This window comes from Arthrobacter sp. BE255, assembly GCF_031457335.1.
Lineage (GTDB): Bacteria > Actinomycetota > Actinomycetes > Actinomycetales > Micrococcaceae > Arthrobacter.
Map to the genome: position 1 here is coordinate 152,136 of NZ_JAVDWK010000009.1, position 23,921 is coordinate 176,056.

General features: G+C 66.5%; 25 protein-coding genes. 11 read left to right on the top strand and 14 right to left on the bottom strand.

The window, feature by feature from the left end:
- Positions 1–2: 2 nt before the first annotated feature.
- The 5 genes from J2X42_RS15885 to J2X42_RS15905 all read left to right on the top strand — a co-directional run bounded on the left by J2X42_RS15885 (position 3) and on the right by J2X42_RS15905 (position 4,158).
- Positions 3–608 carry a TetR/AcrR family transcriptional regulator gene (locus J2X42_RS15885; protein WP_310166725.1) on the top strand — a complete coding sequence of 202 codons (606 nt, stop codon included), beginning with the start codon at positions 3–5 and terminating at the stop codon, positions 606–608.
- Positions 609–898: 290 nt separating this feature from the next.
- The gene (locus J2X42_RS15890; protein ID WP_310166726.1) at positions 899–2,098 is read left to right on the top strand and encodes an NADP-dependent malic enzyme; all 1,200 of its coding nucleotides are present in this window, start codon (positions 899–901) and stop codon (positions 2,096–2,098) included.
- A gap of 124 nt (positions 2,099–2,222) precedes the next feature.
- A complete protein-coding gene (locus J2X42_RS15895; protein WP_310166727.1) occupies positions 2,223–2,726 on the top strand; it encodes a DUF456 domain-containing protein in 504 nt (167 codons plus the stop codon).
- A 51-nt stretch (positions 2,727–2,777) separates the two neighbouring features.
- The gene (locus tag J2X42_RS15900) at positions 2,778–3,743 is read left to right on the top strand and encodes a hypothetical protein (RefSeq protein WP_310166728.1); all 966 of its coding nucleotides are present in this window, start codon (positions 2,778–2,780) and stop codon (positions 3,741–3,743) included.
- A 55-nt stretch (positions 3,744–3,798) separates the two neighbouring features.
- Complete coding sequence (locus J2X42_RS15905) at positions 3,799–4,158, top strand: nuclear transport factor 2 family protein (RefSeq protein ID WP_310166729.1); 360 nt, start codon at positions 3,799–3,801, stop codon at positions 4,156–4,158.
- A 26-nt stretch (positions 4,159–4,184) separates the two neighbouring features.
- On the opposite strand, the gene J2X42_RS15910 is transcribed toward J2X42_RS15905, so the two are convergent.
- Positions 4,185–4,826: a LysE family translocator gene (locus J2X42_RS15910; RefSeq protein ID WP_310166730.1), complete on the bottom strand. Its 642-nt coding sequence runs from the start codon at positions 4,824–4,826 to the stop codon at positions 4,185–4,187.
- A gap of 104 nt (positions 4,827–4,930) precedes the next feature.
- On the opposite strand from J2X42_RS15910, the gene J2X42_RS15915 reads away from it, so the two are divergent.
- Complete coding sequence (locus J2X42_RS15915) at positions 4,931–5,386, top strand: Lrp/AsnC family transcriptional regulator (protein ID WP_310166731.1); 456 nt, start codon at positions 4,931–4,933, stop codon at positions 5,384–5,386.
- A gap of 14 nt (positions 5,387–5,400) precedes the next feature.
- On the opposite strand, the gene J2X42_RS15920 is transcribed toward J2X42_RS15915, so the two are convergent.
- The 3 genes from J2X42_RS15920 to J2X42_RS15930 all read right to left on the bottom strand — a co-directional run bounded on the left by J2X42_RS15920 (position 5,401) and on the right by J2X42_RS15930 (position 8,112).
- Positions 5,401–6,048: a hypothetical protein gene (locus J2X42_RS15920; RefSeq protein WP_310166732.1), complete on the bottom strand. Its 648-nt coding sequence runs from the start codon at positions 6,046–6,048 to the stop codon at positions 5,401–5,403.
- Positions 6,045–7,547 carry a WXG100 family type VII secretion target gene (locus J2X42_RS15925; RefSeq protein WP_310166733.1) on the bottom strand — a complete coding sequence of 501 codons (1,503 nt, stop codon included), beginning with the start codon at positions 7,545–7,547 and terminating at the stop codon, positions 6,045–6,047. The genes J2X42_RS15920 and J2X42_RS15925 overlap by 4 nt, the downstream gene beginning before the upstream one ends.
- 106 nt (positions 7,548–7,653) lie before the next feature.
- Positions 7,654–8,112: an Lrp/AsnC family transcriptional regulator gene (locus J2X42_RS15930; RefSeq protein ID WP_252564471.1), complete on the bottom strand. Its 459-nt coding sequence runs from the start codon at positions 8,110–8,112 to the stop codon at positions 7,654–7,656.
- Between the two features lie 326 nt (positions 8,113–8,438).
- Between J2X42_RS15930 and gluQRS the strand changes: the two genes are divergently transcribed.
- Positions 8,439–9,320 (top strand): tRNA glutamyl-Q(34) synthetase GluQRS, encoded by an 882-nt coding sequence (gene gluQRS / locus J2X42_RS15935; RefSeq protein ID WP_310166734.1) that lies wholly within the window; start codon positions 8,439–8,441, stop codon positions 9,318–9,320.
- 9 nt (positions 9,321–9,329) lie between these two features.
- Positions 9,330–10,013, top strand: a complete 684-nt coding sequence (locus J2X42_RS15940) for a phosphohydrolase (RefSeq protein ID WP_310166735.1) — start codon at positions 9,330–9,332, stop codon at positions 10,011–10,013.
- Here J2X42_RS15940 and J2X42_RS15945 read toward each other — a convergent pair.
- The 6 genes from J2X42_RS15945 to J2X42_RS15970 all read right to left on the bottom strand — a co-directional run bounded on the left by J2X42_RS15945 (position 9,994) and on the right by J2X42_RS15970 (position 17,913).
- Positions 9,994–11,250, bottom strand: a complete 1,257-nt coding sequence (locus tag J2X42_RS15945) for a low temperature requirement protein A (protein ID WP_310166736.1) — start codon at positions 11,248–11,250, stop codon at positions 9,994–9,996. The two genes, J2X42_RS15940 and J2X42_RS15945, sit on opposite strands and share 20 nt — an antisense overlap.
- A 73-nt stretch (positions 11,251–11,323) precedes the next feature.
- Positions 11,324–12,640, bottom strand: a complete 1,317-nt coding sequence (locus J2X42_RS15950) for an ATP-binding protein (protein WP_131135418.1) — start codon at positions 12,638–12,640, stop codon at positions 11,324–11,326.
- 153 nt (positions 12,641–12,793) lie between these two features.
- On the bottom strand, positions 12,794–14,170 hold the full coding sequence (locus tag J2X42_RS15955; RefSeq protein WP_310166737.1) for an FAD-binding oxidoreductase: 1,377 nt from the start codon (positions 14,168–14,170) through the stop codon (positions 12,794–12,796).
- Positions 14,171–14,468: 298 nt separating this feature from the next.
- Positions 14,469–15,983: an amino acid permease gene (locus J2X42_RS15960; protein WP_310166738.1), complete on the bottom strand. Its 1,515-nt coding sequence runs from the start codon at positions 15,981–15,983 to the stop codon at positions 14,469–14,471.
- A 70-nt stretch (positions 15,984–16,053) separates the two neighbouring features.
- On the bottom strand, positions 16,054–17,136 hold the full coding sequence (locus tag J2X42_RS15965) for an asparaginase (protein WP_310166739.1): 1,083 nt from the start codon (positions 17,134–17,136) through the stop codon (positions 16,054–16,056).
- A gap of 18 nt (positions 17,137–17,154) precedes the next feature.
- Positions 17,155–17,913, bottom strand: coding sequence for a FadR/GntR family transcriptional regulator (locus J2X42_RS15970; protein WP_396134090.1), 759 nt, complete (start codon positions 17,911–17,913; stop codon positions 17,155–17,157).
- A 192-nt stretch (positions 17,914–18,105) separates the two neighbouring features.
- Between J2X42_RS15970 and J2X42_RS15975 the strand changes: the two genes are divergently transcribed.
- Both J2X42_RS15975 and J2X42_RS15980 read left to right on the top strand, forming a co-directional pair.
- Entirely contained in the window at positions 18,106–18,372 is a 267-nt protein-coding gene (locus J2X42_RS15975) for a helix-turn-helix transcriptional regulator (protein WP_310166740.1), read from the top strand.
- On the top strand, positions 18,369–19,613 hold the full coding sequence (locus J2X42_RS15980; protein WP_310166742.1) for a HipA domain-containing protein: 1,245 nt from the start codon (positions 18,369–18,371) through the stop codon (positions 19,611–19,613). Before J2X42_RS15975 ends, J2X42_RS15980 begins: the two co-directional genes overlap by 4 nt.
- 25 nt (positions 19,614–19,638) lie before the next feature.
- On the opposite strand, the gene J2X42_RS15985 is transcribed toward J2X42_RS15980, so the two are convergent.
- On the bottom strand, positions 19,639–20,256 hold the full coding sequence (locus J2X42_RS15985; protein ID WP_131135425.1) for a uracil-DNA glycosylase: 618 nt from the start codon (positions 20,254–20,256) through the stop codon (positions 19,639–19,641).
- Positions 20,257–20,428: 172 nt separating this feature from the next.
- Here J2X42_RS15985 and J2X42_RS15990 point away from each other — a divergent pair, with 172 nt between their 5' ends.
- Entirely contained in the window at positions 20,429–20,932 is a 504-nt protein-coding gene (locus J2X42_RS15990) for a hypothetical protein (protein WP_310166746.1), read from the top strand.
- Between the two features lie 12 nt (positions 20,933–20,944).
- Here J2X42_RS15990 and J2X42_RS15995 read toward each other — a convergent pair whose 3' ends face one another.
- The 3 genes from J2X42_RS15995 to J2X42_RS16005 all read right to left on the bottom strand — a co-directional run bounded on the left by J2X42_RS15995 (position 20,945) and on the right by J2X42_RS16005 (position 23,866).
- Positions 20,945–22,408, bottom strand: coding sequence for an amidohydrolase family protein (locus J2X42_RS15995; RefSeq protein ID WP_310166747.1), 1,464 nt, complete (start codon positions 22,406–22,408; stop codon positions 20,945–20,947).
- Positions 22,405–22,788 (bottom strand): RNA-binding S4 domain-containing protein, encoded by a 384-nt coding sequence (locus J2X42_RS16000; protein ID WP_310166748.1) that lies wholly within the window; start codon positions 22,786–22,788, stop codon positions 22,405–22,407. The genes J2X42_RS15995 and J2X42_RS16000 overlap by 4 nt, the downstream gene beginning before the upstream one ends.
- 88 nt (positions 22,789–22,876) lie before the next feature.
- Complete coding sequence (locus tag J2X42_RS16005) at positions 22,877–23,866, bottom strand: helix-turn-helix domain-containing protein (protein ID WP_310166750.1); 990 nt, start codon at positions 23,864–23,866, stop codon at positions 22,877–22,879.
- Positions 23,867–23,921 lie beyond the last annotated feature (55 nt).

A 23,921-nucleotide genomic window follows, 5' to 3' on the forward strand; every position in this document is an offset into this window, starting at 1 on the left:
TGATGCCCGAGACCATTTCAGACCATCCGCCCATGGCCGCAAGGCCCTCTGCCCCGCGCCAGAAACTGCGTTACGCCAGGATCCTGGAAGCCGCCGGCGGCTTCGCCCGCAAAGGGCTGGATGCAGTGGAGCTGTCCGAAGTTGCAGCCAAGGCAGACGTGCCGCTCGGCACGCTCTACCGGTATTTTCCGTCCGCCACCCACCTGATGCTGGCCCTGTACCGCCACCAGCTGGACGAGCTCCAGGCCGGCACGCGAAGCGAATCGGCCCGCTTCCGGGGGCGCGCCGTGTCCGGTGTGGTGATGGAGATCTTCCACATGCGCGTGATGCAGCCGGCGGTGGAGCAGTGCCTCACCCGCGGCGTATACCTCAAGGACCGGGACACCACGGTGCTGTTGCGGGAGATTGACGCGCTGAGCCAGGAAGCCGTGGCGACGGCCAGCAACGACACCGCGGCCCGGGTCCTGCTGCTGACTGTCACTGGTCTGGTCCAGTCCGTCCGGAACCGGCGCTTGTCCCTCTTTGAAGCCGAAGAAGACCTGAAGAAGGCCTGCTCACTGGTGGTTCCCGCGTCGTCCGGGTCGTATTCCGTGCACAAATCCGCGTAACCGGTCTAGACCAATGTGGGCTTAAATCAGCCTTATTGGCGTGATCCGGATCACAAATCTGGCTGAATAATCGTTTTGTCATGCCGCGGACAGGATTGCGCGGCAATTTCGGCCGGCTCAGCGTGTTTACCATTGCAGAACCGGAGTGGCTGGCAACCCGCACCTGCAAGGGCTTCACCCCGGGCCCGCCACCCTTGGGCCCGCGAAGCGCCGAATCCACCACCTCGAGCCTCCATGTGCTTGAGCCTTTCTGCGCCGTGCGCCCACGGCTAGCCCCAGGAGACAACGACGTGTCCATTGACGCAATCGCATCCACCGACAATTCCGCAGCAACGGCCCTGACCGAAGCGGAGATCTTCGACGCCCACCAGGGCGGAAAGCTCTCGATCACCAGCACCGTCCCGCTGTCCAACAAGCGCGACCTTTCGATCGCCTACACGCCCGGAGTGGCTGAGGTCAGCCGCGCCATCCACGCCAACCCGGAACTGGCCAAGACCCTGACCTGGGCCCAGCGCCTGGTGGTTGTGGTCAGCGATGGCACCGCTGTGCTGGGCCTGGGCAACATCGGCGCCAGCGCTTCCCTGCCGGTCATGGAGGGCAAGTCCGCGCTGTTCAAGACGTTCGGCGACCTCGATTCCATCCCACTGGTGCTGAACACCACCGACGTGGACGAGATCGTTGAGACGCTGGTCCGGCTGCGCCCCAGCTTCGGCGCCGTCAACCTCGAGGACATCTCCGCGCCCCGCTGCTTCGAACTCGAGGAAAAGCTCATCGAGGCGCTGGACTGCCCGGTCATGCACGATGACCAGCACGGTACCGCCGTGGTGGCCCTGGCCGCGCTGACCAACGCAGCCAAAGTGACCGGCCGCGAACTGGAAAGCCTCCGCGTGGTGGTCTCCGGCGCCGGAGCCGCCGGCATCGCCGTTGCCGAAATCTTCCTCGCCGCCGGCATCCAGGACGTGGTCCTGCTCGACTCCAAGGGCGTTATCAACCGCGACCGTGCGGACATCGCCGCCGACCCGGCCAGCAAGAAGGCCCAGCTCGCGCAGCGCACCAACCCTCGCGGCATCAACGGCGGCCCCGGCGACGCCCTGCTTGGCGCCGACGTCTTCGTGGGCGTCTCCTCCTCCAAGCTGGACGAAGAGCACCTGAAGCTGATGAACGCCGACTCCATCGTGTTCGCGCTCTCCAACCCGGACCCCGAAGTGCTGCCCGAGGTTGCCGCCAAGTACGCAGCCGTAGTGGCCACCGGCCGCAGCGACTTCCCCAACCAGATCAACAACGTGCTCGCCTTCCCCGGAATCTTCCGCGGGGCACTGGACGCCGGCGCCCGCCGGATCACGCCCGCCATGAAGATCGCAGCGGCCCGCGCCATCGCGGAACTGGCCGAAGATGACCTGTCGGCGGACTACATCGTGCCCAGCCCGCTGGACCCGCGCGTGGCCCCGGCAGTGACCGCAGCTGTCGCCGCGGCAGTGGAAGCGGAGTAACCGCCGCAGCCGCAGCCTGCCATAACGTTCGACGGCGGTGCCTCCCCTCCCGGGAGAAGTGCCGCCGTCGGGGGTTAAGACCGCCGGTCCGGGCCGGCAGGGCGGCCGCCCTAGACTGAGGGGCATGAACTCGGAAACCGTGGTGACCATCCTGTGCGGCCTGGCAATCCTGGTAGGCGTGGCCGGCACCATCATCCCGGTTCTTCCCGGCAGCATCCTGATCGGGCTCAGCCTGCTGGCGTGGGCCATCTGGGGCGGGGCGGGAACGGCCGGCTGGGTGGTTTTTGGCATTGGCCTGGTCTTTGTCCTTGCAGGAATGGCGGCGAGTGCCGTGCTGACCGGACGCAAGCTCCGGGAACACCGCATCCCCAGCCGGAGTGTGGTGATCGGCCTGGTGGCCGGCGTTGCCGGCATGTTCATCATTCCTGTGGTGGGGCTGTTTGTGGGTTTCGCCGCCGGCCTGCTGCTCAGCGAACTGGTCCGCACGCGGAACTTCGGCACTGCCACCACCACCAGCTGGGCGGCCCTCAAGGCCACCGGGCTGGGCATGCTGGTGGAGTTCGGGCTGGCCTGCCTGGCGGCGAGCACGTGGGTGATCGGGCTCTGGGTTTCCGTGGCCACCTCCTGACGGGTGCCGCTGGTTCCCCGGCCGGCCGCAGCTCCCGGCTAGCATGGAGAAATGACCGCGGGGGATGCTTTAACACCGATCTATCGGGACACCCGGGACCTGACGCCCTTCGGACCGGTCCAGTTGCGTACGGCGGTCCGTGACCTGGCTGACGGAGTCGGCGGGATCCTGCAGAGCGTCCTCGGCGTCCGGAACCAGGCGTTCCTTTCCGTTGACGGCAACGTTCCACGGCTCAAAATGCTCTCCGGAAAGACGGCCAAGGCGGTCCACGAAGCCATCTTCGGGGCCAGGCAGCCCGAGCGGCTTATCGCGCTGGCCCGCACATATCCCACGTGGGCCGGACTCTGCTACCTCATGGCCGGGCTGCTGGCCTACAAGCACGGCGGCTACCTGCGCGCCTCCGAGCTCCTGCAGCGCGGGCTGTCCATCAGGAACGGCGACGACGCCAACCAGTACGCCACTGTCTACCTTGCCCGGGTGGTCACCAGGGTCGAAGTCGCCGAACGCGTCGAGGTTCCCGTTCTGTTCAGCGAGGAAGCAGTATTCCTGGCACTCGCGCATTGCCTGCGGGAAACGGGCCAGCAGGAAGCCGCCCTGCAGACCTCTGCCCAGCTGCCGCCGTCACTGCCTGCTGCCCTGGCACGCTGTTCGGCGGCGTTTGCGCTGGGCCGGGACAAGCAGGTGGTGATCTGGACTGAGGGACTGCTCAACTCCGATGACCTTTCCGCCGCCCTGCTGCTGATACGTGCCCGCGCGCTTCGGCGCCTGGGTGCCCGGACCAAGTCTGAGGAGACCCTGGGGGAAGTCCTTCGCCGCCGGAAAACCGACATGATGCTGCGAAACGACGCCATGACCGACCGCGCCTTCCTGCTGCTGGACAACGGCATGAAATCCCTCAATCCGCGGGACTGGCTGCGGGGCAGGCCGGCCGAGCTCGAAACCTTCGAAGTCATCCGCAAGGACGTGGAGGAGCGCCGGCTGTGGGAACAGGAGTGGGAGAAACTCGACGGCGAATAAGCCGTTCCGCGGCGGCGCCCTTGTGGGGCGACCCGGGCGGGAGTACAACGGAGAAATGAGCGACGCAGCCCGGTCCTGGATGAAAAAGTACATCAGCGCATGGACCACGAACGGGCCCGACGACATCCGGGCATTGTTCACCGAGGACGCCGTCTACGCCACCCGCCCGCACGACAGGGACCCGTGGACCGGGCGCGAGCAGATTGTGGAACGCTGGCTGGCTGCCCGCGATGAGCCTGACGAGTGGACGTTCGAGTGGACGCTGCTGGGCTCCGACGGCGACCTGGCCTTCGTGCAGGGGTACACGCATTACCTGGGGGACAGGCCCAGCTATGACAACCTGTGGGTCATCCGGCTGGTTCCCGACGGGCGGGCCTCGGAGTTTACGGAGTGGTTCATGGAGCGCCGCCCGTAGCATTCCGGAGCCGCACCGGTTGCGGGTCAGGAGATGAACAGCGGGACCAGCTGCTCGGACAGGAGCACCACGCCAAGGACAACCATGATCACGCCGCTGGCGAGCGTTACCTTGCGTGCTGCACCCGGCCGGGATTGCAGGAGTTTGCGGGCAAGGAGTGCCACGCACGTGTAGACAATGCCGGCGAGGAGCACAAACGTCAGGCCCAGCAGCCCCGACTGCACGGGTACGGGCAGCGACGCGTCCGGGCTGACGAACTGCGGCACCAGGGCCACGTAAAACAGCAGGCCCTTGGGGTTGATGCCGCTGGTCCCCATGCCCTGGAGGAACGTCCGGAACTGGTTGGCGGAGGGGCTTCCGACGGCGTCTGCCGCAGTGAAGGAGGCGCCGCGCCACGAGCGGAGGGTGCTGACGCCAAGCCACAGGAGGTAGCCGGCGCCGGCTACCGTGATCCAGCCCAGGACTCCAGGCATGCCGGCCAGCAGGGCCGCCAGGCCCGCCACCATCAGGAGGGTGTGGAGCACGTAACCGCCGCAGAGTCCGGCCACTGCCGGCACAAAGCTGCGCTGCCGCAGGCCCGCGGTAATGGAGTATGCCCAGTCAACGCCGGGCGTGCAGGCGAGGGCGACAGCCACCACGATAAAGGCGAAAAACAGTTGGGCGTTCACGGGTTACTCCTGTCAGATGGCTACAGGACAAACCCTATGAACTTTGATGCCATAAGTGCTCCCCTTTTTCTCGCAGGAAGGGGCCGGTTCGGTAAGGTTATTGCGTGATTGACCACATTGACAGAAGTATTTTGCGTTACCTCAAAGAGGACGGCAGGATGACTGCCACGGCCCTCGCCGCAAAGGTGGGCCTGACCGTCGCCCCGTGCCACCGGCGGCTGCGCGATTTGGAGTCCTCGGGCGTGATCCGCGGTTATAAGGCGGACATTGATCCGGCGGCCGTGGGGCTGGGGTTCGAGGCGATTGTGTTCGTGACGCTGCGTCAGGTGGACCGCCCCACCATGGAGATCTTCGAGAACCGGGTGGCGGACAACCCCAACATTGTGGAGGCGCAGCGGCTGTTCGGTTCGCCGGACTACCTGCTGAAAGTCATCGCCGAGGATCTGCCGGCGTACCAGCGCTTTTACGACGCCGAGCTCACATCATTGCCGGGTGTTGAGCGGCTGACGTCCACCCTGGTGATGAAGAACCTGAAGTCCAACGCCGGCCCGCCGGTTTAGCCGCGCCGCTTTAGCTACGCCGCAGGACTGACATGCACGATGATCACCTGGGTGTCCTTGGTGCCGTCGAAGCGGAGGTCGTAGTTCACTTCCAGCCCGGTGGCGGTGCCGGAGGTGATGGAGAAGTCGCTCTTTCGTTCCGGGTCCCGCTGGGCGCCGGCGATCCAGCGTTCTGCGGAGTCGGCGTCGATCCCGTACCGCTCCACGCCGTCCCGGATGAGCCCGAAGTACTCGTCCGCCGAGCCAGCGGTGAGGAAGTAGGTGACCTCGCTGAAGTCCGGACGTTTGTCAGTGGTGTTGAACCGGATCCGGTCCGTTTCCCCGCTGATCTCGCCGGTCGGCGCAACGATGGTGAATTTGATCTTTCCTGAGTCCCGGGTGTTGATCTCCGGTCCGTAGCTGTCTTCGGTGACCCGTACGGCCGCCTTTTCCAGCCGTCCCGAGCTCATGTCCAGCCGTGCGTTCTTGGCCTCCCGGATGGCGGCCACTCCGGCGGCGTCGAGGGTGGAGAATTCCGAGGTGCTCATGGTGCTCCCTTGAGAGGTCGGTTCGGTGGTGGTGCCGCTGATCTGGCAGCCGGGCATGGCGAGGCAAGCTGACAGTGCAAGAAGTACGACGGCGGCCTGCCGCCCCAGGCGCGAGGATGCGGTTGCGGACGTCACTGGTGCACCTCCGCGCCGAAGCCATCCACAAAGCGGTCCATGATCCCGGGGATGTTGTTGGTTGGCCGGTGCTGGTCCACGCGGTCGTTGAAGTCGGAGGCGATAATCTGCTCAGCCCGTGCGGGATCCGTCGCCAGCAGGTCCTGGTAGGCCGGAAGGGTGTCCTGCCGGATGAGTTCCCAGCGCTGGTCGGCGTTGGAGATGTTCCCGTCCGGGAACCCGGTGGTGAAGTCGGTGCGGAACTGGGTGGGGTTGTCCCAGTTGGTGAACGGGACGTTTTCCGGCCCGGGGCTCTCCACGCTGAAGCTGTAGGGGAAGACCTCCGCGTAGCTCTTCGCCCCGGGAATGGACGGCTCGCCGGCCAGGGTGACCAGGTACGTCACGGCTTCCCCGCCAGGGTGGTTTCGCATGTTGTCGTAGTCGTCCGCGATGATCTCGTTCTGCTCGCGGTACAGCAGGGAGGTGTTTCCCTCCCGGATAAGGTCGGGATCGCCGGAATCGATCTTGGTCCAGGCCTCCGCAGTCTTGGAATCAATGGCGCCGGAGTCCTGCAGCCGGTTGATCTCGTCGATTCCGCCGTTCATGTAGGCCTCGTGCTGGCGGGCCTGGTCGAGGAAAATCTCCTTGTTCATGTCCAGCATGCTGGTTTCGTAGTAACGGATCTCCGCGTCGGTCATTCCGGCGAGCTGTTCGATCTGGTCCAGGATGGGAAGCGGGACGTCCGAGGCCGGATTGTCCGCGATCTGCTGCGCGAGGTCCCGCAGCATGGCCATGTCCTTGAAGCCGCCGGCGAAGGACGGGCCGATCATGTTGGCCATCCCGGCCCACTGCAGGTCCGGGTTGGACAGGTAGGCCTGGCCGTAAAAGTCGTAGACCTTCTTGATGGTCTCCCAGTTGTGCTCTGTCCCCTTGGACGTGTCCCAGCTGGAAGGGTCGATGCCCATGTCCAGCATGGCCTGGTTGTTCCAATAGGAATTGAGGAAATCCGCGTATTCTTCTGAGTTCTTCCCGATCAGGCCGGAGTCGGCGGCGGCGTCCATGGCGGCTTTGGCGCCCTCAGGGTTGTCCGCGGCCCATTGCTTGAATTCGTCGCTGCCGAGATACTCCAGGCGTTCTTCGGCGCTCATGCTGTTCAGCCGGTCCGTCAGGTCCTGGGCGGCGCCTTCTGCCGGGCCGCTGCCGTTGCCGCCATTTCCGCCGCCCCCCGGGCCGCTGCCGCCCGAACCGCCGCCGCTGCTGGCTTTTTCCTGCTCGTCGGCATTGGCGAAAAGCGTCTTGGATGCCGCCTCCAGCCCCGCCGTCGCGGACTTCAGCAGTTTCATATGCGATGACGTCCAGTCGCTGCGGAACCGCTCGGCGTCGTGCCCTTTCCAGGCGCCGGTGCTGATGGCACCGCTGAGCTGCTGGCCGAGCAGGGTCAGCCTGTTGGCACCGCCTGCCAGGTCCTTGGCAAGCCGCCGCAGCTGGGCCACGTCGCCGCCGTAAAAGTTCCCCGCCATGTTTCCCCCTGAATGGATTCCCGTGCCAGCCTAGCTGCGTTGGGTCGGGGAGGGCGATGGGGAGAGCTCCCCGTGCAGGGTGGGTGCCCGGCGCTGAACGGTCCGGTCAGTCCCGCAGCAGCCCGGTGGTCCGGTACGGGATGACCTCGCGCAGGAACATGCTGGTGGAGGTGCGCACGATTCCCGGGCACAGCCGGATTTCCTCGGAGACCCGGTAGAGATCGTCAGGGCTGGTGGCCACCACCCGGATCAGCAGGTCGGTGTCACCGGCAGGGGCGTGGCACTCCAGGACCTCGGGAATTTCCCGGAGGGCAGCGATGGCTTCATTGAGGTGGCTTTGGTCCAGTTCCGCGCTCACGGCTGCCGCCACGCCCCTCCCCAGGGCTGACGGGAGTACCCGGCTGCTGTTGGGCCGGAGGGCTCCCGACGCCGTCATCCGCTCCAGGCGCGACTGTACCGTCCCGCGCGCCAGGCCAAGCCGCTGGGCCAGAACCATGATGGGAACGCGCGGGTCCTCGTCGAGGGCATTGAGGATCCGCTTATCGGTGGCGTCCAGTTGCTGCAATCTGATCAGTTCCTGTCGGTTCGGGTGGCGGCTCTTAGTCAGATTGTCCAACCGACCGCCTGCCGGTTGTGCCAACTGTATGGCTTCTGTTCAAATTGTGGCAACAAGGGCAGAGGCTACCGCCGATCCCCGCAGGCTACAGGCTCCCGGCACACCACCCGGCAACTGGACACCGCCTCCCGCAAGGAGGCCGCCGCTGATTGACACTTGTTCACACCACGGTCATTGAAGCAAACACGGCAAGAGCCCCTGAGCCCCCGACGTCGGATCCTGCGACGTCGTCGGTAGCTGAGGGGCTTTTGTGTTGTCCGGCATAGGGTTGATCCATGACTTCCGCCGGCCGCTTTGCCCCCAGCCCTTCCGGTGAACTGCACGTAGGCAACCTCCGCACGGCAATGCTCGCCTGGCTGTTCGCCCGGTCCACCGGCCGCAATTTCCTGCTGCGGGTCGAGGACCTGGACCGCGCGCGGGCCGGGGCAGAGGCCGGGCAGCTCCGCGACCTTGGGGCAGTCGGCGTTAACTGGGACGGCGGCGTCGTACGACAGACCGACCGCGGTGCCGGCTACGCCGACGCGATCGGGCGGTTGACGGATGCAGGCCTGACCTATGAGTGTTTCTGTACCCGCCGGGAGATCCAGGAGGCGCCGTCGGCTCCGCACGCCCCCCAGGGCGCCTATCCGGGAACATGCCGGAACCTCGACCCCGCAGAGGTCGCGTTCAAGCGGTCCATGAGGCCGGCCGCCGTGAGGCTCCGGTCCGGAGTCACGGAATACACCGTGAGCGACATTCTCCACGGCGCGTTCACCGGCATTGTGGACGACTTTGTCCTCCGCCGCAACGACGGCGTGACGGCGTACAACCTGGCTGTGGTGGTCGATGACGCCGCCCAGGGCATTGACCAGGTGGTCCGCGGGGACGACCTCCTGCCGTCCACGCCGCGGCAGGCATATCTCGCTTCGCTGCTGGATATGCCCGTTCCGGAATATGTCCACGTTCCGCTGGTGGTCAATGCCGACGGCGTCCGGCTGGCCAAGCGCGACGGCGCGGTCACGCTGGGCGACCTCGCACTCGCCGGCGTATCTGTCGCCCGCGTTCGGGACCACCTTCTGGCGTCCCTCGGGCTGCCGGCCGGAACGCTGGATCAGGCACTCGCCGCGTTCCGCCCGGACAGCCTCCCCCGGGAGGCCTGGGTCTGGCCGGGCGCGTAGGCTTGAGGGATGTCAGACCAGCACCCCACGGAGCACAGCTCCGCGCCCAGATTCACCGTTGAGACCGCCAAGGTCCTGGCGGAAGTGGCCCATAACCGCCAGAAGGACAAGCTCAAGCGGCCGTACCGGGACCATGTGATCGCGGTGGGGGATGCGCTGGCTGATTTCGACGACGACATCCGGATCGCCGGGTACCTGCACGACATCGCCGAAGACACTCCCATTACCCGGCAGGCGTTGCTGGACATGGGCGTCTCCGAGCGTGCCGTGGGGATCATTGAGCGGGTTACCAACCGGCTGCACGAGAATCCTGACGACTACGCCTCCGGAATCCTGGAAATCGCCGAGGACCACGACGCCGCGCTGGTCAAGATCGCAGACAACGCCCACAACTCACTGCCCGAGCGGGTCAAAGCGCTGGCGGAGAAGTGGCCGGACAAGCCACCCGTCACGAAGTACCGTGATGCCCGTCCGGTGCTTTATGCCGCCGTCGAGGTGGAGGAAATCCGCAAGATCCTGGCGCGGGTAAATCCCTGGCTGCTGGAGGAACTGGACGACAGACTGGATGACGAGGACGACACCGACTACGAGAACCTGGCCTACGACGACGCCCCGGTGGCCGGGACTGCCCCGGTGGTCGAACTGTTCCAGACACCAGAGCCGGCAGACAGTGCTAGGGACGCGGAGCGGTAGTCCCGGCCTCAAGTTTTTCGAGTGCCTGATGCAGCCGTTCAGCGCCACGGCGCTCATCGATGATGATCGAAACGGCGAGGGCCAGCACGATGACCAGCAGGCACGCGGGCATTGAGGCACCGGCTGCCGCCAGGCCGATTGAGCCAGCCAGCGCCACCAGCACCCCTGCGGCCACGGTGATAATGGTGCGGTCGGCGCCGACCATCACGCTGTAAAGCCACGTCAGCGAGAGTTTGAACAACGCGACTGGGACGGCAATAGTTGCCACGGCCACGGCGGCGCTGATGTGGGCTTCGTGGTCGATGTAGTAGGCCGCCACGTGCAGTCCGGCGCCGGTTGCGGCGATGGCAGCGAAGACGGGGATGTGACCGTAGCCGAAGAGGTATGACCGGTGCCGGCGCAGGTGCAGTGCGCGCCCCGCGGGAAGCATGAAGTAGATCCACCACATGCCGAAGGCCAGGGCTGTGCCGCCGAATCCCACGAGCGCCGCATCGACGCTCCAGCCATGGTGGGCAACGACGGCGCGGAGGGTTTCGATGGCGCCGATGAGGCACTCGCCCAACGCGATGATGGCCAGGAGGCCGTACCGCTCGGCGATATGGTGCGCGTGCCAGGGCGTCCTGGCCTTGCGTTCGGCGGCGTATGGCGTGGCCATCTCCAGTACCACCAAGGGCACTGTCATGAGGAACGTGGTGGCGACGTCCGCCTCGATGATCAGCACCACGATCCAGCCAAGCTGAACCACGGCCAGGTACTTCGCGTAGCGCAGGCAGGTGTCGCGGCGGGCAGGGTCCTGCCTGGACGCCCGCACCCACTGCGTCACCAAGGCCAGGCGCATGAGCACATAGCCGCCGACAATCACCCTGTTGTCGACGTGGTCACCTTCAACGATGGAGTGAAACATGGGTTCAATACCCATCGCCAGGATCAGGACGCCGACTATCTGGACCATGGTGACGACGCGGAATACCCAGTCGTCGGTGTCGTAGGCGCTAGCGAACCAGGTGAAGTTGATCCAAGCCCAGATCACCGCGAACATCGCGAAGGAAAAGCCCAGCAGCCCGGCACCGAAGTGGGCTTCTGCGATCTCGTGCGCGAACTGGCTGCCGGCCACGCCAAAGGCAATGACGAACGTCAGGTCGAAGAAGAGTTCCAGCGGCGTGGCTGCACGGTGCTTCTCATGCGGATCCCGGCCGCCCATGCGGGAGAAGGCATGCCGAAGTGGGTTTGAGGACATGGTTCAAACGTACCGTCGGCGAGGTCCCGGCTCCACTGTGTCGGAGCCGCGTCCGGCGCCCTTGGGCCGGGGGTCAGACCCGGCCGAGCGCGTCGATGTCCTCGAGGAACTGCTGGTGGACCTCAACGCTGACGGTAGTCCGGGTTTCCCCGATCGCGTCCAGGTAGTCCTGGGTGGAGGGCCCCTTCCGGACCGCCTCGCGGACGGAAACGCTGCCGCCGGAAGCCGCGCCGCCGTCGTCGTACACTGCCTTTTCCAGCGCACGCTGGGAGGCGCTGCGGGCGGCGTACTCAATGTCCGCGGGGGAGAAGCCCTCGGTCCGTTCCACCAGGAGCTCCACGTCAACATCGTCCACCACGGTAGCCGGGATGAAGCGCTGCCACATGGCTTCGCGGGCCTGGCGGTCGGGCAGGCCGATGGGAATGACGTAGTCGAACCGGCCGTGGCGAAGGAACGCCGTGTCCAGGGCGCGGATGAAGTTGGTGGCGCACACCAGCAGGCGGCCGGGCTGTTCGCGGAACGCCGGGATGATCTTCAGGAGCTCGTTCGTCACGCCCTGCAGGGGCGACGGCGGCTCGCCCGACCGCTGCGACGCGATCTCCTCCACCTCGTCGATGAACACCACGGCGTGCTCCAGCTCGGCGATCTCCAGGAATGTCTCGCGCAGCGCACCGGCGAGGCCCTTGGGGTCTGAGGCCAGCCGGGACGGGAAAACCTCCACGAACGGCCATTCAAGCCGGGACGCGATCGCCTTCGCGAAGGTGGTCTTGCCCGTTCCGGGAGGACCAAAAAGCACAACTGCGCGCGGCGGCACCACGCCGTACTCATCAGCGAGGTCGGCTTCGGCCAGGGGAAGCACCAGCCGCCGCTCCAGCAGCTCCTTCTCGTTCCGCATCCCGGCAACGTTCTCCCACAGGTCCCGGGCCAGGATGCGGCCGCCGAGCTGGCCCAGGGCCCCCAGTTCCTGGCGCTGCACGGGAATGGTCCGCTCGAAGTACCGCAGGTTCTTCTTCAGCGCGAAGCCGCGGCTGAGGAACGCCTCCACCCGGGTTTCGGACTCAGGCATCAGTGCGGACAGTTTATTGAGCCCGTGCGGGGCCATCCGGTTTTCGACGGCGGCGAGCAGCGACGTGCCGATCCCCCGGCCCCGGTACTCAGGCAACGTGGCCAGGAAAACGATCCAGCCCTGGTCGTGGGCCGCGCGGCCGACGGCGGCGCCCACCACCATGTCGCCCTGGACCGCCACCACCGCGTGGTCCTTTTCGCACGACGCCAGGACCTCGGAGAGTGCATAGACGGGCTCCACGTTCGTGGCCTTGAGGGATTCCCAGAGATGCAGGATCCCGTCCAGGTCCGCCGAGTGGAAATCCCTGATCCGCCAGTTGGTCATGCCGTGTCTCCCGGGTGGTTCGTCGTTGAACTGCGTCGTCTGGCTGTGGACCTTAACGGCTCAGCAGCGTGGTGAAGCACTCTGCTGAGCATAGGCGATCAGCCCGCGGCACAGGGTTGCGGGAGCGTTGCATGACAGCAGGGTCCGGACGCCTCAGGCGGCTGGCCGGATGTTCTGGTTGATGTGGAAGAGGTTGTCCGGATCGTACTTCGCCTTGATGCTGGCCAGCCGGCCGTAGTTTCCGGCGTAGTTGTCCTTGATCCTGGACTGGTCATCGGCGTCCATGAAGTTGATGTACGCGCCGCCGGCGCTGTACGCGTGGAGCCCGGCGCTGTAGTCGCGCACCCATTTGACGTTCGCGTCATTGTCGGCAGGGTCCTCCCACATGCCGGCTATGACGGCTGCGATGTCGGCATCGCGGTACGGGAAGGCCGTGGCGTCCTTTGGCACCCTCTGTACTGCGCCGTTGATGGCGTAGAAGTGGTTGGCCGTCTGCTGGCTGGGCACACCTTCGCCGAACTGCTTGGCCACTTTGATGACCTCATCGCTCATGGTGGGCAGGAATTCGGCCTTCCAGTACGCCTGCAGCCCTTTGGGCAGGGACTCGTCGAACAGCGTGTTGAGGACGGGGTAGGGGAGCGGCCCTACAAAGGAGCCTGCCACGGGGGCGACGTCCAGGAACGGCTGCCACTGCCGCGCTCCCTCGTCCTGCGGGCCTGTCCAGCCGCCCACGATGACCACCACGGGACGTCCGTGGTGTTCGGCCGGCAGGAAGGGTACTTCAGGGCCCTGGTGGACGCCGAGGAAGATGCCCAGGTCTTCGGGTGCCGACGCGAGGGTTTCCCGGTAGAGCTGCCCCACGGCCTCGGCGTGTTCGAGCAGGTAAATGACCACGCCGCCGTAGATGACGTCCACCGGATGCAGGTCGAATTCCAGGGAAGTCACCACCCCGAAGTTGCCGGTTCCGCCGCGCAGGGCCCAGAAGAGGTCGTCGTTTTCCGTGGCGCTGGCGATGCGGAATTTCCCGTCGGCGGTGACCACGTCCGCGGACGTCAGGTTGTCGCAGGACAGTCCGTATTTCCGCGCGAGGTAGCCGATGCCGCCACCCAGGGTCAGGCCGGTCACCCCGGTGGAACCGATGATGCCGCCGGTAGTGGCCAAGCCGAAGGCGTTGGTTGCGTGGTTGAAGTCCGCCCACGTGGCGCCGGCCTCAGCCCGTGCTGTGACGGTGGACGGGTCCACCCGAACCCCGCGGCGGTTGACGAAATCGATCACCAGGCCGCCCTCGCAGGTGCCGAAGCCGGGGGCGCTGTGTCCGCCGCCGCGGAGGGCCACATCCATGCCCGCGTCCCGGGCGAAATTCACGGCCGCCATCACATCGGCCACTTGGGAAACCTGCAGGACGGCGGCTGGCCGTTTGTTGATCATCCCGTTGTAAACGGCGCGGGCTGTGTCGTAGCCGGCGTGGTCTGCCGTGATGAGGGGCCCGCGTACTTTTTCCTGCAGGGACTGCAGCGAACTGCTGTTCATGGTGAACTCCGAAGCTGTCTGCTTGGTGTCCAGGCACAACGGCCCCGCCAGCTGGCCATGCCCGATTGAGAAGTTGCGAGACCGGTGCACCACGCTCCACCGTGGCGTGCTTCATGACAGTCAGGCTGCGTGACGGCAGCCGGGAGCCGGGCACTGCAGCGGGCCCGCCTCTTCGTAAACTACGCCTGCGCAGTGGGGCGGTCAATGCCCTGTTAACGTTCGACGGCGGCACCCCCGGTTCCGCGCAAACAGAACCTGGGGTGCCGCCGTCGGGCCGTTTCTCCCGGCTGGCGGGAGGCTACTTCTTGAAGGTTTCCGCGGGCGGGTTGGCGATGACGGGGGCGGTGCCGGTGAAGCCTTCGCGGGTTTCGGCGATGTCGCGGATGCGTTGGCGGCAGGCGTACCAGCCGGCGACCATGAGGGCGGAGGCGATGGCGGTGACGAGCATGGTCAGGGGTGAGTCGATGAAGACCATGATCAGGACGCTGAGGAGGAAGAGCAGGGAGAGGTAGCCGGTGTAGGGGGCGCCGAACATGCGGAAGGAGGGGCGGGTGAGCCAGCCTTTGTCGGCCCAGCGTTTGAGTTGGATTTGGCACAGGACGATGGTTGCCCAGGTCATGATGATGCCGACGGAGGCGATGTTCAGGACGATTTCGAAGGCCTGGGCGGGGACGAGGTAGTTCAGCGGGACGCCGAGCAGGGATACGCCGGCGGTGATGGCGATGCCGCCGTAGGGGACGCCGGCTTTGTTCATGCGGGAGGCGAATTTGGGGGCGGAGCCGTTCACGGACATGGAGCGGAGGATCCGGCCGGTGGAGTACAGGCCGGCGTTGAGGGAGGAGAGTGCGGCGGTGAGGACCACGAGGTTCATGATGACGTCCACGCCCTGGATGCCGATGGAGCCGAAGAACGTCACGAAGGGGCTGACGCCTTTTTCGTAGGAGGTGTAGGGCAGCAGCAGGGCCAGGAGGATGACGGAGCCGACGTAGAACACGGCGATGCGGAAGACCACGGAGTTGATGGCTTTGGGCATGATTTTTTCGGGGTTTTCGGTTTCGCCGGCGGCGGTGCCGACCAGTTCGATGGAGGCGTAGGCGAACAGGACGCCCTGCATGAGGATGATCATGGGCAGCAGGCCGTTGGGGAAGATCCCGCCGTTGTCGGTGAGCAGGCTGATGCCTACTGGCTGGCCGTCGACGGGGGTGCCGAAGATGACGAAGTAGGTGCCCACGATGAGGAAGACGACCAGGGCGGCGACTTTGATCAGGGCGAACCAGAATTCGAGTTCGCCGAAGACCTTGACCGAGACGAGGTTCAGGGCGAGGACCACGAGCAGGGCGATCAGGGCCCAGGCCCATTGCGGGACGGCCGCCATCCAGGGGATGTAGTGGCCGAAGAAGTTCATGTACAGGGCGGCGGCGGTGATGTCCACGATGGTGGTGGTGGCCCAGTTGATCCAGTAGAACCAGCCGGAGACGAACGCGGCTTTCTCGCCGAAGAATTCACGGGCGTAGGAGACGAACGAGCCCGACGAGGGCCGGTGCAGGACCAGTTCGCCCAGGGCCCGCAGGATCAGGAACGCGAAGAAACCGCAGACGGCGTACGCGATGACCAGTGACGGGCCCGCGGCGTTGAGCCGGCCGCCGGCGCCCAGGAACAGGCCGGTGCCGATCGCACCGCCGATCGCGATCATCTGGATCTGCCGCGGTTTGAGGTTCTTGTGATAGCCCTTGTCCTCCGCGTGCAGCGACGACTCACTGGCGTGCGCATGGCCGCCGTCGATCAGGTGGTCAGGGATGGGGGGATTCGTCATGAGGGTGTCCTTCGGAGCGGTCGGGCGGTCTGGGACTGGTTGTTGAGGTTGGGCGTTCGGGGCTGGGGAGTTACTGGGTGGGGATGGGCGTGGAGAGGAAGTCTGTGGGCTGAAGCAGCCCCACTTTGCGGCCGCCGCCCAGGACGGGGGCGGTGGCGATGCCGGCGAGCGGTGCGGTGTCCACGCTGAGGGATTCGAGCAGGCGGACGGTGGCGGGCATCCGGGCGCGGTCGCCGCCGTCGGAGATTTTGACGGCCACTGCGCGACCATCCGGCAGGCCCACCAGCTGCACACCTTCAAAACCGTCCTTCGCCACAGCCCCGGGGAGCAGCCGCATCAGGTCGGTGACGTCTCGGCGTTCGCCGGCAACCATGTCCGGGTGCTGCCGCATGGCGAGTCCGACGGCGGCTTCCGCAGACGGCGGGACGCTTCCGCCGTCGTCGGAGGTGCTGCCTGCGGCGTTCCCGGCGGCGATGGCGATGCGGCCGAAGGCACGGGCCATGCCGCGGAGGGTCAGGGCGAAGAGCGGTGTTCCGCAGCCGTCCGTGCTGAGGGCAAACGGTTCCTCGCCGGTCAGCTCGGTGATGGTGGCGGCCACGAGCCGCTGGAGCGGATGGGCGGGGTCCAGGTAGCCCTTGACCGGCCAGCCGTTGATGACGCAGGTGGCAGCCATGGCGGCGTGCTTGCCGGAACAGTTCTGCGTCACCTGGGTGGCGTGGAAACCGGAGCGCAGCCAGTCCTCTCGCTCGGTGGTGCCGTATGGGAGGTCGGTGCTGTTCTCGAGGTCGGCGGCGGTGAGGCCGTGCATGGCGAGGATGCGCTGGGTGCCGCCGCGGTGCTTGGCTCCGCCGGAGTGGCTGGCGGCGGTCAAGGCCAGCAGGTCGGCGGGGAGGTTCAGGCCGGCGCGGACCAAGGCCACGGCCTGCAGCGGCTTGAGTGAAGAGCGCGGGTAGAACGGCGCCAGAGGGTCGCCGGCCGTTGCCAGGGTTGAGCCATCCGGTGCCGTGGCGATGGCCGAGCCGTAGTGGACGCTTTCCACGAGGCCGTCGCGGGTGGCGACCACCAGGGGTGCGTGCTGCGGGAGCGTCGCGGATTCGGCTGCGGAGGTGCCGGGGGCAGCGTCTTGGGCAGCGGGCATGGCAGGGGCTGGCATGGAGTCCTAGGGGTGGGGTTACTTGTTGAGGATGGAGTCGAGGGCAACGCCGACGGCGCGCAAGTGTTCGGCCATGGCTTTGCTCGCGGCGTCCGCGGAGCCGGCCTCGATGGCGGCGAGGATCTGCTGGTGCTCGATGTCCGAGGCGTGCTGCCGGTCGGCCACCATGTTCAGGGTTTCTGACTGGAAGGCCAGGGCGCCCCGGATATCCGCGACCACGCTGGCGAACACTTTGTTGCCGCTGGCGCGGGCGATCGCGGCGTGGAAGCTGGAGTCCAGGGCAACCCAGGATTCGGGGTCCGTTTCCGTGGTCATGGCGGCGACGATGTGGCGCAGCGTCTCCAGTTCTTCATCGGTCCGGCGCTCCGCGGCCAATCCTGCTGCGGGGACCTCGATGTGGGGACGCGCCTCGGTGAGGTCCCGGGCGGAGTACTGGCCCAGTGTGAGGTCGTTGGCTACTTTGTCGGCCACAACGAACGTGCCCTTGCCGGTTTTGGTGACGGTCAGGCCCAGGGCGGTGCACGAGCGGAGGGCTTCGCGGATGACAGAGCGGCTGACGCCGTAGCTCTGGGAGAGCATCGCCTCGGAACTGAGTTTGCCGCCGACAGGGATCTGTCCGGATTCGATGTCGGTCCGGATGGCCTTGAACACCGCCTCGGCGGCGCTGAGCCGGGCAAGCGGCTGCGGAGCGCGCTGGGCCGGGGTCTGGCCGTCGGCGGTCGGGTCCGCGGCGGACTCGGCAGGCTGTCCTGCTGTCCGGCTGTCTGACAGGTTCACGCTTAAAATATGGCACGGGTCACACGCGGTGTCAATTGGCAGCGGCGGTTATGGACGCATCGTGCAACCAGGGAACGAACGTGCTGACAGTCATCGGCACGTTCGTTCCGAACCGACCCTTCCCGCGGATGATGATTCGGCGTAGGCTCAGGACTGCAAGAGAATCGGCACGAACGTACCTATTGGAGCGCCATGTCCCAAAGCATCAGCGACCTCCTGGCCGCGGAGGTGCGCACGCGCAGGTCTGATTTGGGCCTCACCCAGCAGGACCTGGCGGACATGGCCGGCGTATCCGAGCGATTTGTCCGGTTCGTTGAGCAGGGCAAGCCGAGCGTTCAGCTGGATTCGCTGACCGCGCTGCTGGAAACCCTGGGACTGGAGCTGCAGCTGGCCACCAGGACCAGCCAGGCCGCACGCGCACTCGGCGGCCCCGCCAGCCAACACGAATCAGCGCCATGAAACACCGCATCGCCGACATCTATAAGGGCGGTGTCCTGGCTGCGCGCCTTGAACGGCACGACGGCGGCACCCGGTTCAGCTACCTCCCGGCATACCTTGCGTCCGGGGGACCCGCCGTCGCAAGTTCCCTGCCGCTCACCAGCGAACCGGTCCTGTCGGCAGCGGGCGCGGCGCCGCCCTATTTCACCGGGCTGCTGCCGGAAGGCCGCCGGCTCAACGCGCTGCGGCGTTCCATCAAAACAAGCGCCGACGACGACCTGTCGCTGCTCATCGCGGCCGGCGGCAATCCGGTGGGCGACGTGCAGATTGTGGGCCACGGCGAACCGCTGGACCCGGACGAGCACGCCGTCCAGCTGGATCCCAAGCTGCCGGTTGACTTCGACCAGCTCCTGGGCGACCCGGACCTGATCGACCCCGTGGCCCTGGCCGGCGTGCAGGACAAGCTGTCGGCCGGCATGATCTCGCTGCCCGTGGCCAGCGCCGGGAGGCGGTTCATCCTCAAGCTCAACGCCCCCGAATTTCCGCATGTGGTGGAAAACGAGCTTGTCATGTTCAGATACGCCGCCAAACTGCGGATCCCGCTCAGCAGGGTCCAGCTGATCCGGGACGTGGCGGGCCGGCCGGGCCTACTCGTCGAGCGCTTCGACCGGGTCCCCGTCCCCGGTGCAGGTCCGGACGACGTGCGGCGCCTGGCTGTGGAGGACGGGGCGCAGGTGCTCAAGCTCTACCCGGCGGACAAGTACAACGTGGGCTACGGCCTGGTGTGCCATGCTCTGGCGGATTACTGTTCGGCACCGTTGCCGGCACTAAGGAACCTGGCCATCCAGGGGGCGTTTGCGTGGCTGAGCGGCAACGGCGACCTGCACGCCAAGAATGTCTCCATGGTCCAGCAGCCGCACGGGGAGTGGACCATCGCCCCGGTTTACGACATTCCCTCCACCGTGGTCTACGGCGACAAAACCCTGGCGCTGACCCTGGCAGGCAAGCGCAGCGGAATTTCGCGCCGGCACTTCCTGGGCTGGGCCCAGGAACAGGGACTTCCGGCCCGCACGGCGGCCCAGGTGGTGGAGCTGGCCCTGAAGGCCTCCGGCCCGCTGATCGCCGACCTGGAGGCGGACGCCGCCTTTGCGGGCGTGGCAGGTTCCGGGCGGACCGACGACGGCGGATCGCCGTTCCCGGAGATGGTCACCCGGGCATGGGTCAAAGAGCTGAAGCACCGGCGAAGGCTGCTTGAAGGCTGACCCAGAGTCGGTCAGCGGGGGAAAGTTAGAGGTGCTGGATACCTGCGCGCTGCATGGCGTCCTTGTAGACCTCGACGCTCTTTGCAAGCAGCTCTTCCTGCTTGGCTTCAGAAACAGCAAAGGCCCGCCCGCCGAGCGCGCTGGCCTTGTAGATTTTGATGCCGCTGTTCTTCAGGGAGGAATGGTAGGTCTTCTCGAAGAGGGTGAGGAACGTTGAAGCGTCGGTGCCGTGGGCGATGATGGCCGAAACGCGGGAATTGATCTTCAGGAACTGGCGGAAGGGGCGCAAGCCGTCGGTCTTTTCCTGGACGTTGAGCGCGGTGGGAAGATCGGGGTCGCGGACCCACGGGTACGCGTTCCATGGCATCACGTAACGGGGATCGAGTTCAGCGAGTTCGTAGATCTGGGTGGCGCGGCGGGCGGCTTCGTCGTCGTTGTTGTGGGAGACGAACCCGGATTCGGTGCCTTTGCCGGGACTGACCTGGAGGCTGACGATCCGGCATTCATCCTCGTCGTGCACGGGATCGATGTACGGGACGACAGACCCTGGCTTCTTTTCCATCAGTTCGTCACAGAGCTGCGTTACCGCCGCGATGTTTGGTTCCTGTAGCAGGGCCTTTTTTTCGTCCCAGTCAATCGTCACGATCTCTCCCTCAGCAGCACGGCGTCCAGAATCAGGCGTCTTAGGCCACTCTACGCTTTTGGAGGTGGGGCTGCGCAGGCCGGAAGTTATTCCATTCCCTTGAGTTCACGGTGCGGAAGAATGGTACGGCGGCCCCACACCGCGGACGCCACCGAACGAAGGAACCACACCAATGGTCAGCAGGACATCGCTCAGGGCCGAACGGTTCGCCGGGTTCAGGACCGTCGGCAGCCTTGAGATCATGCGGATCCCGCAGGGCACGGGTGTCTTCGCCGTGCTCCGGCCGGACGGCTTCGAGCCGCGTTTCCTCAAGAAGAGCACCGCCGGCGTCTTCAAAAAGAAGGACCCCTCGCTGCCCGAAGCGGCATTGGTTGCCGAATGGGTCGGGGACGCGGACGTCCTCTACCTCGGCAAGGCGGGCCCCGGCAGCAAAGGCAACAGAGGGCTCCGCCGGCAGATCCAGGAATTCCTGGACTTCGGCAAGGGGAAGCCGCCAGGCCACTGGGACGGCAGGCTGGTGTGGCAGCTGGCGGCGTCCGAATCGCTGGTCATTGCGTGGAAAGAGGTCCCGGCTGGGGAGGTCAACGGCACCGAGGCCCGGCTCCACGCGGCCTTCCTCGCGGACCACGGCAAGCTGCCGTTCGCGAACCTCGTCCAGGCGCGGTTGAGGAAATAACGCGGCGGGTTACTAAACCAGGCCGCCGTCGTACGTGAAGCGGCCAGCCACGAGCGTTGCCGCAACCGGCATGGCGGCGTACACGGCATCCGGCGCGGCCAGCGGGTCGGCATCCAGCACCACGAGGTCCGCAGGGTCTCCCACGCTGATCCGGCTCCGGCCCCTTGCTGACGCGGCCAGTGCTTGCTGCCGGCTGATGCATTCCCCGGGATGCCAGGGCCCTCTGCCGTCCTGCCGGGACCTGGTGGTGGCGGCCGACATCGCCGCCCACGGATCCAGCGGCGCAACCGGCGCGTCCGAACCCAACGCCAGTGTGGCACCGGCGTCCAGCAGCGACCTCAGCGGAAACGCCCGGTGGGTGCGGCCGCCCCAGTTGGACTCCGCCGCGTCACGGTCATCGAGGGCGTGGACTGGCTGCACGCTGGCGGTGATGCCCAGCGGACCAAAGCGGCCGAAATCCTCCGTCCGGACAAACTGGGCGTGTTCAATCCGGCCGCCGATCCCGGCACGTTCAAACGCGTCCAGCGCCACGCGGTTGGCGGCGTCGCCGATGGCGTGGACCGCCGGGACAAATCCCACCGCCTTCGCCTGCTCCAGGAGCGCCAGCAGTTCGCCTTCGCTGACAGTCAGCAGCCCGTAGCTGCCGTTGGGGTATGGATCCGAACAAAACGCCGTCCGCGTGTTCAGCGAACCGTCAATGAGCACCTTCAGTGGGCCGACGCGCAGAAGCCCCTTGCCGCCGTCGAGCTCCAGGCCCGTGCTCATTCCCTCGTGGCGGGCCCGTTCCAGGTCCCCGGGGTAGACGCCGGCGTCCACCCGAAGGGCATCGAAACTTCCGGCGATGCGCCGCAGCCAGACGTCGCGGTTCCAGGTCATCTCGAAATCAACGATGCCCACGATGCCCCGCGCAGCAGCCGCCCGGGCGGCGTCGCCGACCCAGGCGTCCACCACAGAGTCCGGCAGGTTGCCCAGCTCGCGGGTCAGCGCAAAAGCAGGTTCCTCCCGGAGCAGGCCTCCGGGGCCAACCTCCACCCCGTACCGCCTGGCCGCCGCGCTGTTTACCCACACGCAATGAAGATCGTGGCTGATCAGGGCGGTGGGCTGGTTGCCGGTGGCGTCGTCCAGCATTTCCAGGGTGGGGGCGTCCGGCCACAGGGCGTCGCGGAAGCCAACGCCCACGGACGTGACCGACGGATCGGCGTCGTGGACATGATGTCCGACGGCGGCCGCGGCCTCGCGCGCGGATGCGGCGGCGGACAGGTCCAGCCTGTTGGAGTGCAGCGCCCACTGGGTCATGTGGACGTGCTCGTCCCAGAGCCCCGGAATGACGTAGCGCCCGTCCAGGCTGACCACGCGGGCGCCGCGCGGGATTGCGCCGCCGGCACTGATCCCGTCCACCACGCCATCCACAATGTGCAGGTCTGAGACGGAGTCCTCGCCGGGCTGGCGCACGGAGGCCAGGATCAGGTCCGTCATGGCGATCCCTTGAGCCGCTCCATCTCGCGGCGGTCCTTTTTGGTGGGACGCCCGGCACCACGGTCCCGCTGCGGGAGCCCGAGCGCCGGCGCGATGGGCCGGGGCGGCGTGTGGTCGGTAAAGCAATGCGAGGCGGCTTCGGCGCCGACGCGTTTGGCGATGAGGCGGCGCACTTCCAGGATCCGTTCATAGCCGGACATCCGGACGACCACGGTGTCGCCCGTAACCAGGGTGGCGGAGGCTTTGGCGGGGCTGCCGTTCAGCCGCACATGGCCGGCCCGGCACGCTGCCGTGGCCATGGAACGTGTCTTGTAGGCGCGGATCGCCCACAGCCAGGCGTCGACGCGGACGCTGGCGGGGGAGGAAGGAAGGCTTGTCATGGCTGGCACCGAGTATACGGCGTGCGTATTGTCCGGGATGCGGTCAACGCGATGCACGGCGGCTCCCGCCGGTGGGCCCGGGCAGCTGCTACACAGAAGCCCCGGCGGGGCTGAACGAATAGCGGTACTCCGCCGGGGCCTGCCCGAACGCCGATTTGAACGCCCGCGAAAAGCTGGACGCATCCGTAAAGCCCCAATGCATTCCGACGGCGGACACCGGGCGGTCCCGCAGCTGCGGGTTCTGGAGGTCAAGCCTGCACTTTTCCAGCCGTTTGCGCCGGATCCAGGCGCTCGCCGTCTCGCCGTGTTCCTCGAAGAGTTTCTGCAGGTACCGCACGGAAACATGGTGGGCCGCTGCCACTTCCGTCACGGTCAGGTCGGGGTCGCACAGGTGCGATGAGATGTACGCCTGGACGCGGGCCAGCAGCACCAAGCGCTGCGAGTTCAATGGGGAGCCGAGGTCGATGCGTTCGGCGAACGCCGCCGACACCAGGCTCAGCAGCGCATCCGATACGGTCGCGGCGGCCGGCACCTGTCCGTCGTGCAGCTGCTGGCCCATGGCGCCGAGCAGGGTGGACGTCAGCGATCCCAGGCCCTGCCGCCCCGAAACGCGGGACGCCGTCAGCGAGGCGATGTCGCGGCGGCTCAGCTGCAGTGCCTCGGGCGGGAACATCACCACAAGCATCCGGAAGCTGTCGTCGAAGTAGAGGTCGTAGGGCCGGCTGGTGTCGTAAATGGCGAAGTCGCCTGGGGTGAGCGCCGCTTCCCGGCCGTCCTGGGCAACCACGGAGTAGCCGCGCAGCTGCAGCCCGAGCTTGATCAGGCCGGGATCGTTGTCCGCGATCTCACGGGAGGTCCTCCGCACCTGGCTGGCCGATCCGGATACTTCGCTGACGTGGGTGGTGCCCATGCCCTGGCAGATCAGCGAGCCGTTGAAGCTGCCCGGCTCAGCGCTCGCGACAGACAGCGGCACAAACGCCGCGTTCACTGCGTCCTTCCAGGCATCGAACCGCTCAGTACTGGCCAGCGGGGACGCATCAAACACCTCGCGCCGTGGCGAGAGGGCAAGTTCAGACACCGCAATCCTCCTTGATGGGCTCATTCCAGTGTGGCACAGCGTCCCTGCCGGGCGT

Bases quoted from the DNA above. Each gene is read 5' to 3' on its own strand.
- J2X42_RS15885 (WP_310166725.1), top strand. From the start codon at position 3: ATGCCCGAGACCATTTCAGACCATCCGCCCATGGCCGCAAGGCCCTCT.
- J2X42_RS15895 (WP_310166727.1), top strand. From the start codon at position 2,223: ATGAACTCGGAAACCGTGGTGACCATCCTGTGCGGCCTGGCAATCCTG.
- J2X42_RS15900 (WP_310166728.1), top strand. From the start codon at position 2,778: ATGACCGCGGGGGATGCTTTAACACCGATCTATCGGGACACCCGGGAC.
- J2X42_RS15905 (WP_310166729.1), top strand. From the start codon at position 3,799: ATGAGCGACGCAGCCCGGTCCTGGATGAAAAAGTACATCAGCGCATGG.
- J2X42_RS15925 (WP_310166733.1), bottom strand. From the start codon at position 7,547: ATGGCGGGGAACTTTTACGGCGGCGACGTGGCCCAGCTGCGGCGGCTT.
- gluQRS (WP_310166734.1), top strand. From the start codon at position 8,439: ATGACTTCCGCCGGCCGCTTTGCCCCCAGCCCTTCCGGTGAACTGCAC.
- J2X42_RS15940 (WP_310166735.1), top strand. From the start codon at position 9,330: ATGTCAGACCAGCACCCCACGGAGCACAGCTCCGCGCCCAGATTCACC.
- J2X42_RS15945 (WP_310166736.1), bottom strand. From the start codon at position 11,250: ATGTCCTCAAACCCACTTCGGCATGCCTTCTCCCGCATGGGCGGCCGG.
- J2X42_RS15950 (WP_131135418.1), bottom strand. From the start codon at position 12,640: ATGACCAACTGGCGGATCAGGGATTTCCACTCGGCGGACCTGGACGGG.
- J2X42_RS15955 (WP_310166737.1), bottom strand. From the start codon at position 14,170: ATGAACAGCAGTTCGCTGCAGTCCCTGCAGGAAAAAGTACGCGGGCCC.
- J2X42_RS15960 (WP_310166738.1), bottom strand. From the start codon at position 15,983: ATGACGAATCCCCCCATCCCTGACCACCTGATCGACGGCGGCCATGCG.
- J2X42_RS15965 (WP_310166739.1), bottom strand. From the start codon at position 17,136: ATGCCAGCCCCTGCCATGCCCGCTGCCCAAGACGCTGCCCCCGGCACC.
- J2X42_RS15975 (WP_310166740.1), top strand. From the start codon at position 18,106: ATGTCCCAAAGCATCAGCGACCTCCTGGCCGCGGAGGTGCGCACGCGC.
- J2X42_RS15980 (WP_310166742.1), top strand. From the start codon at position 18,369: ATGAAACACCGCATCGCCGACATCTATAAGGGCGGTGTCCTGGCTGCG.
- J2X42_RS15990 (WP_310166746.1), top strand. From the start codon at position 20,429: ATGGTCAGCAGGACATCGCTCAGGGCCGAACGGTTCGCCGGGTTCAGG.
- J2X42_RS15995 (WP_310166747.1), bottom strand. From the start codon at position 22,408: ATGACGGACCTGATCCTGGCCTCCGTGCGCCAGCCCGGCGAGGACTCC.
- J2X42_RS16000 (WP_310166748.1), bottom strand. From the start codon at position 22,788: ATGACAAGCCTTCCTTCCTCCCCCGCCAGCGTCCGCGTCGACGCCTGG.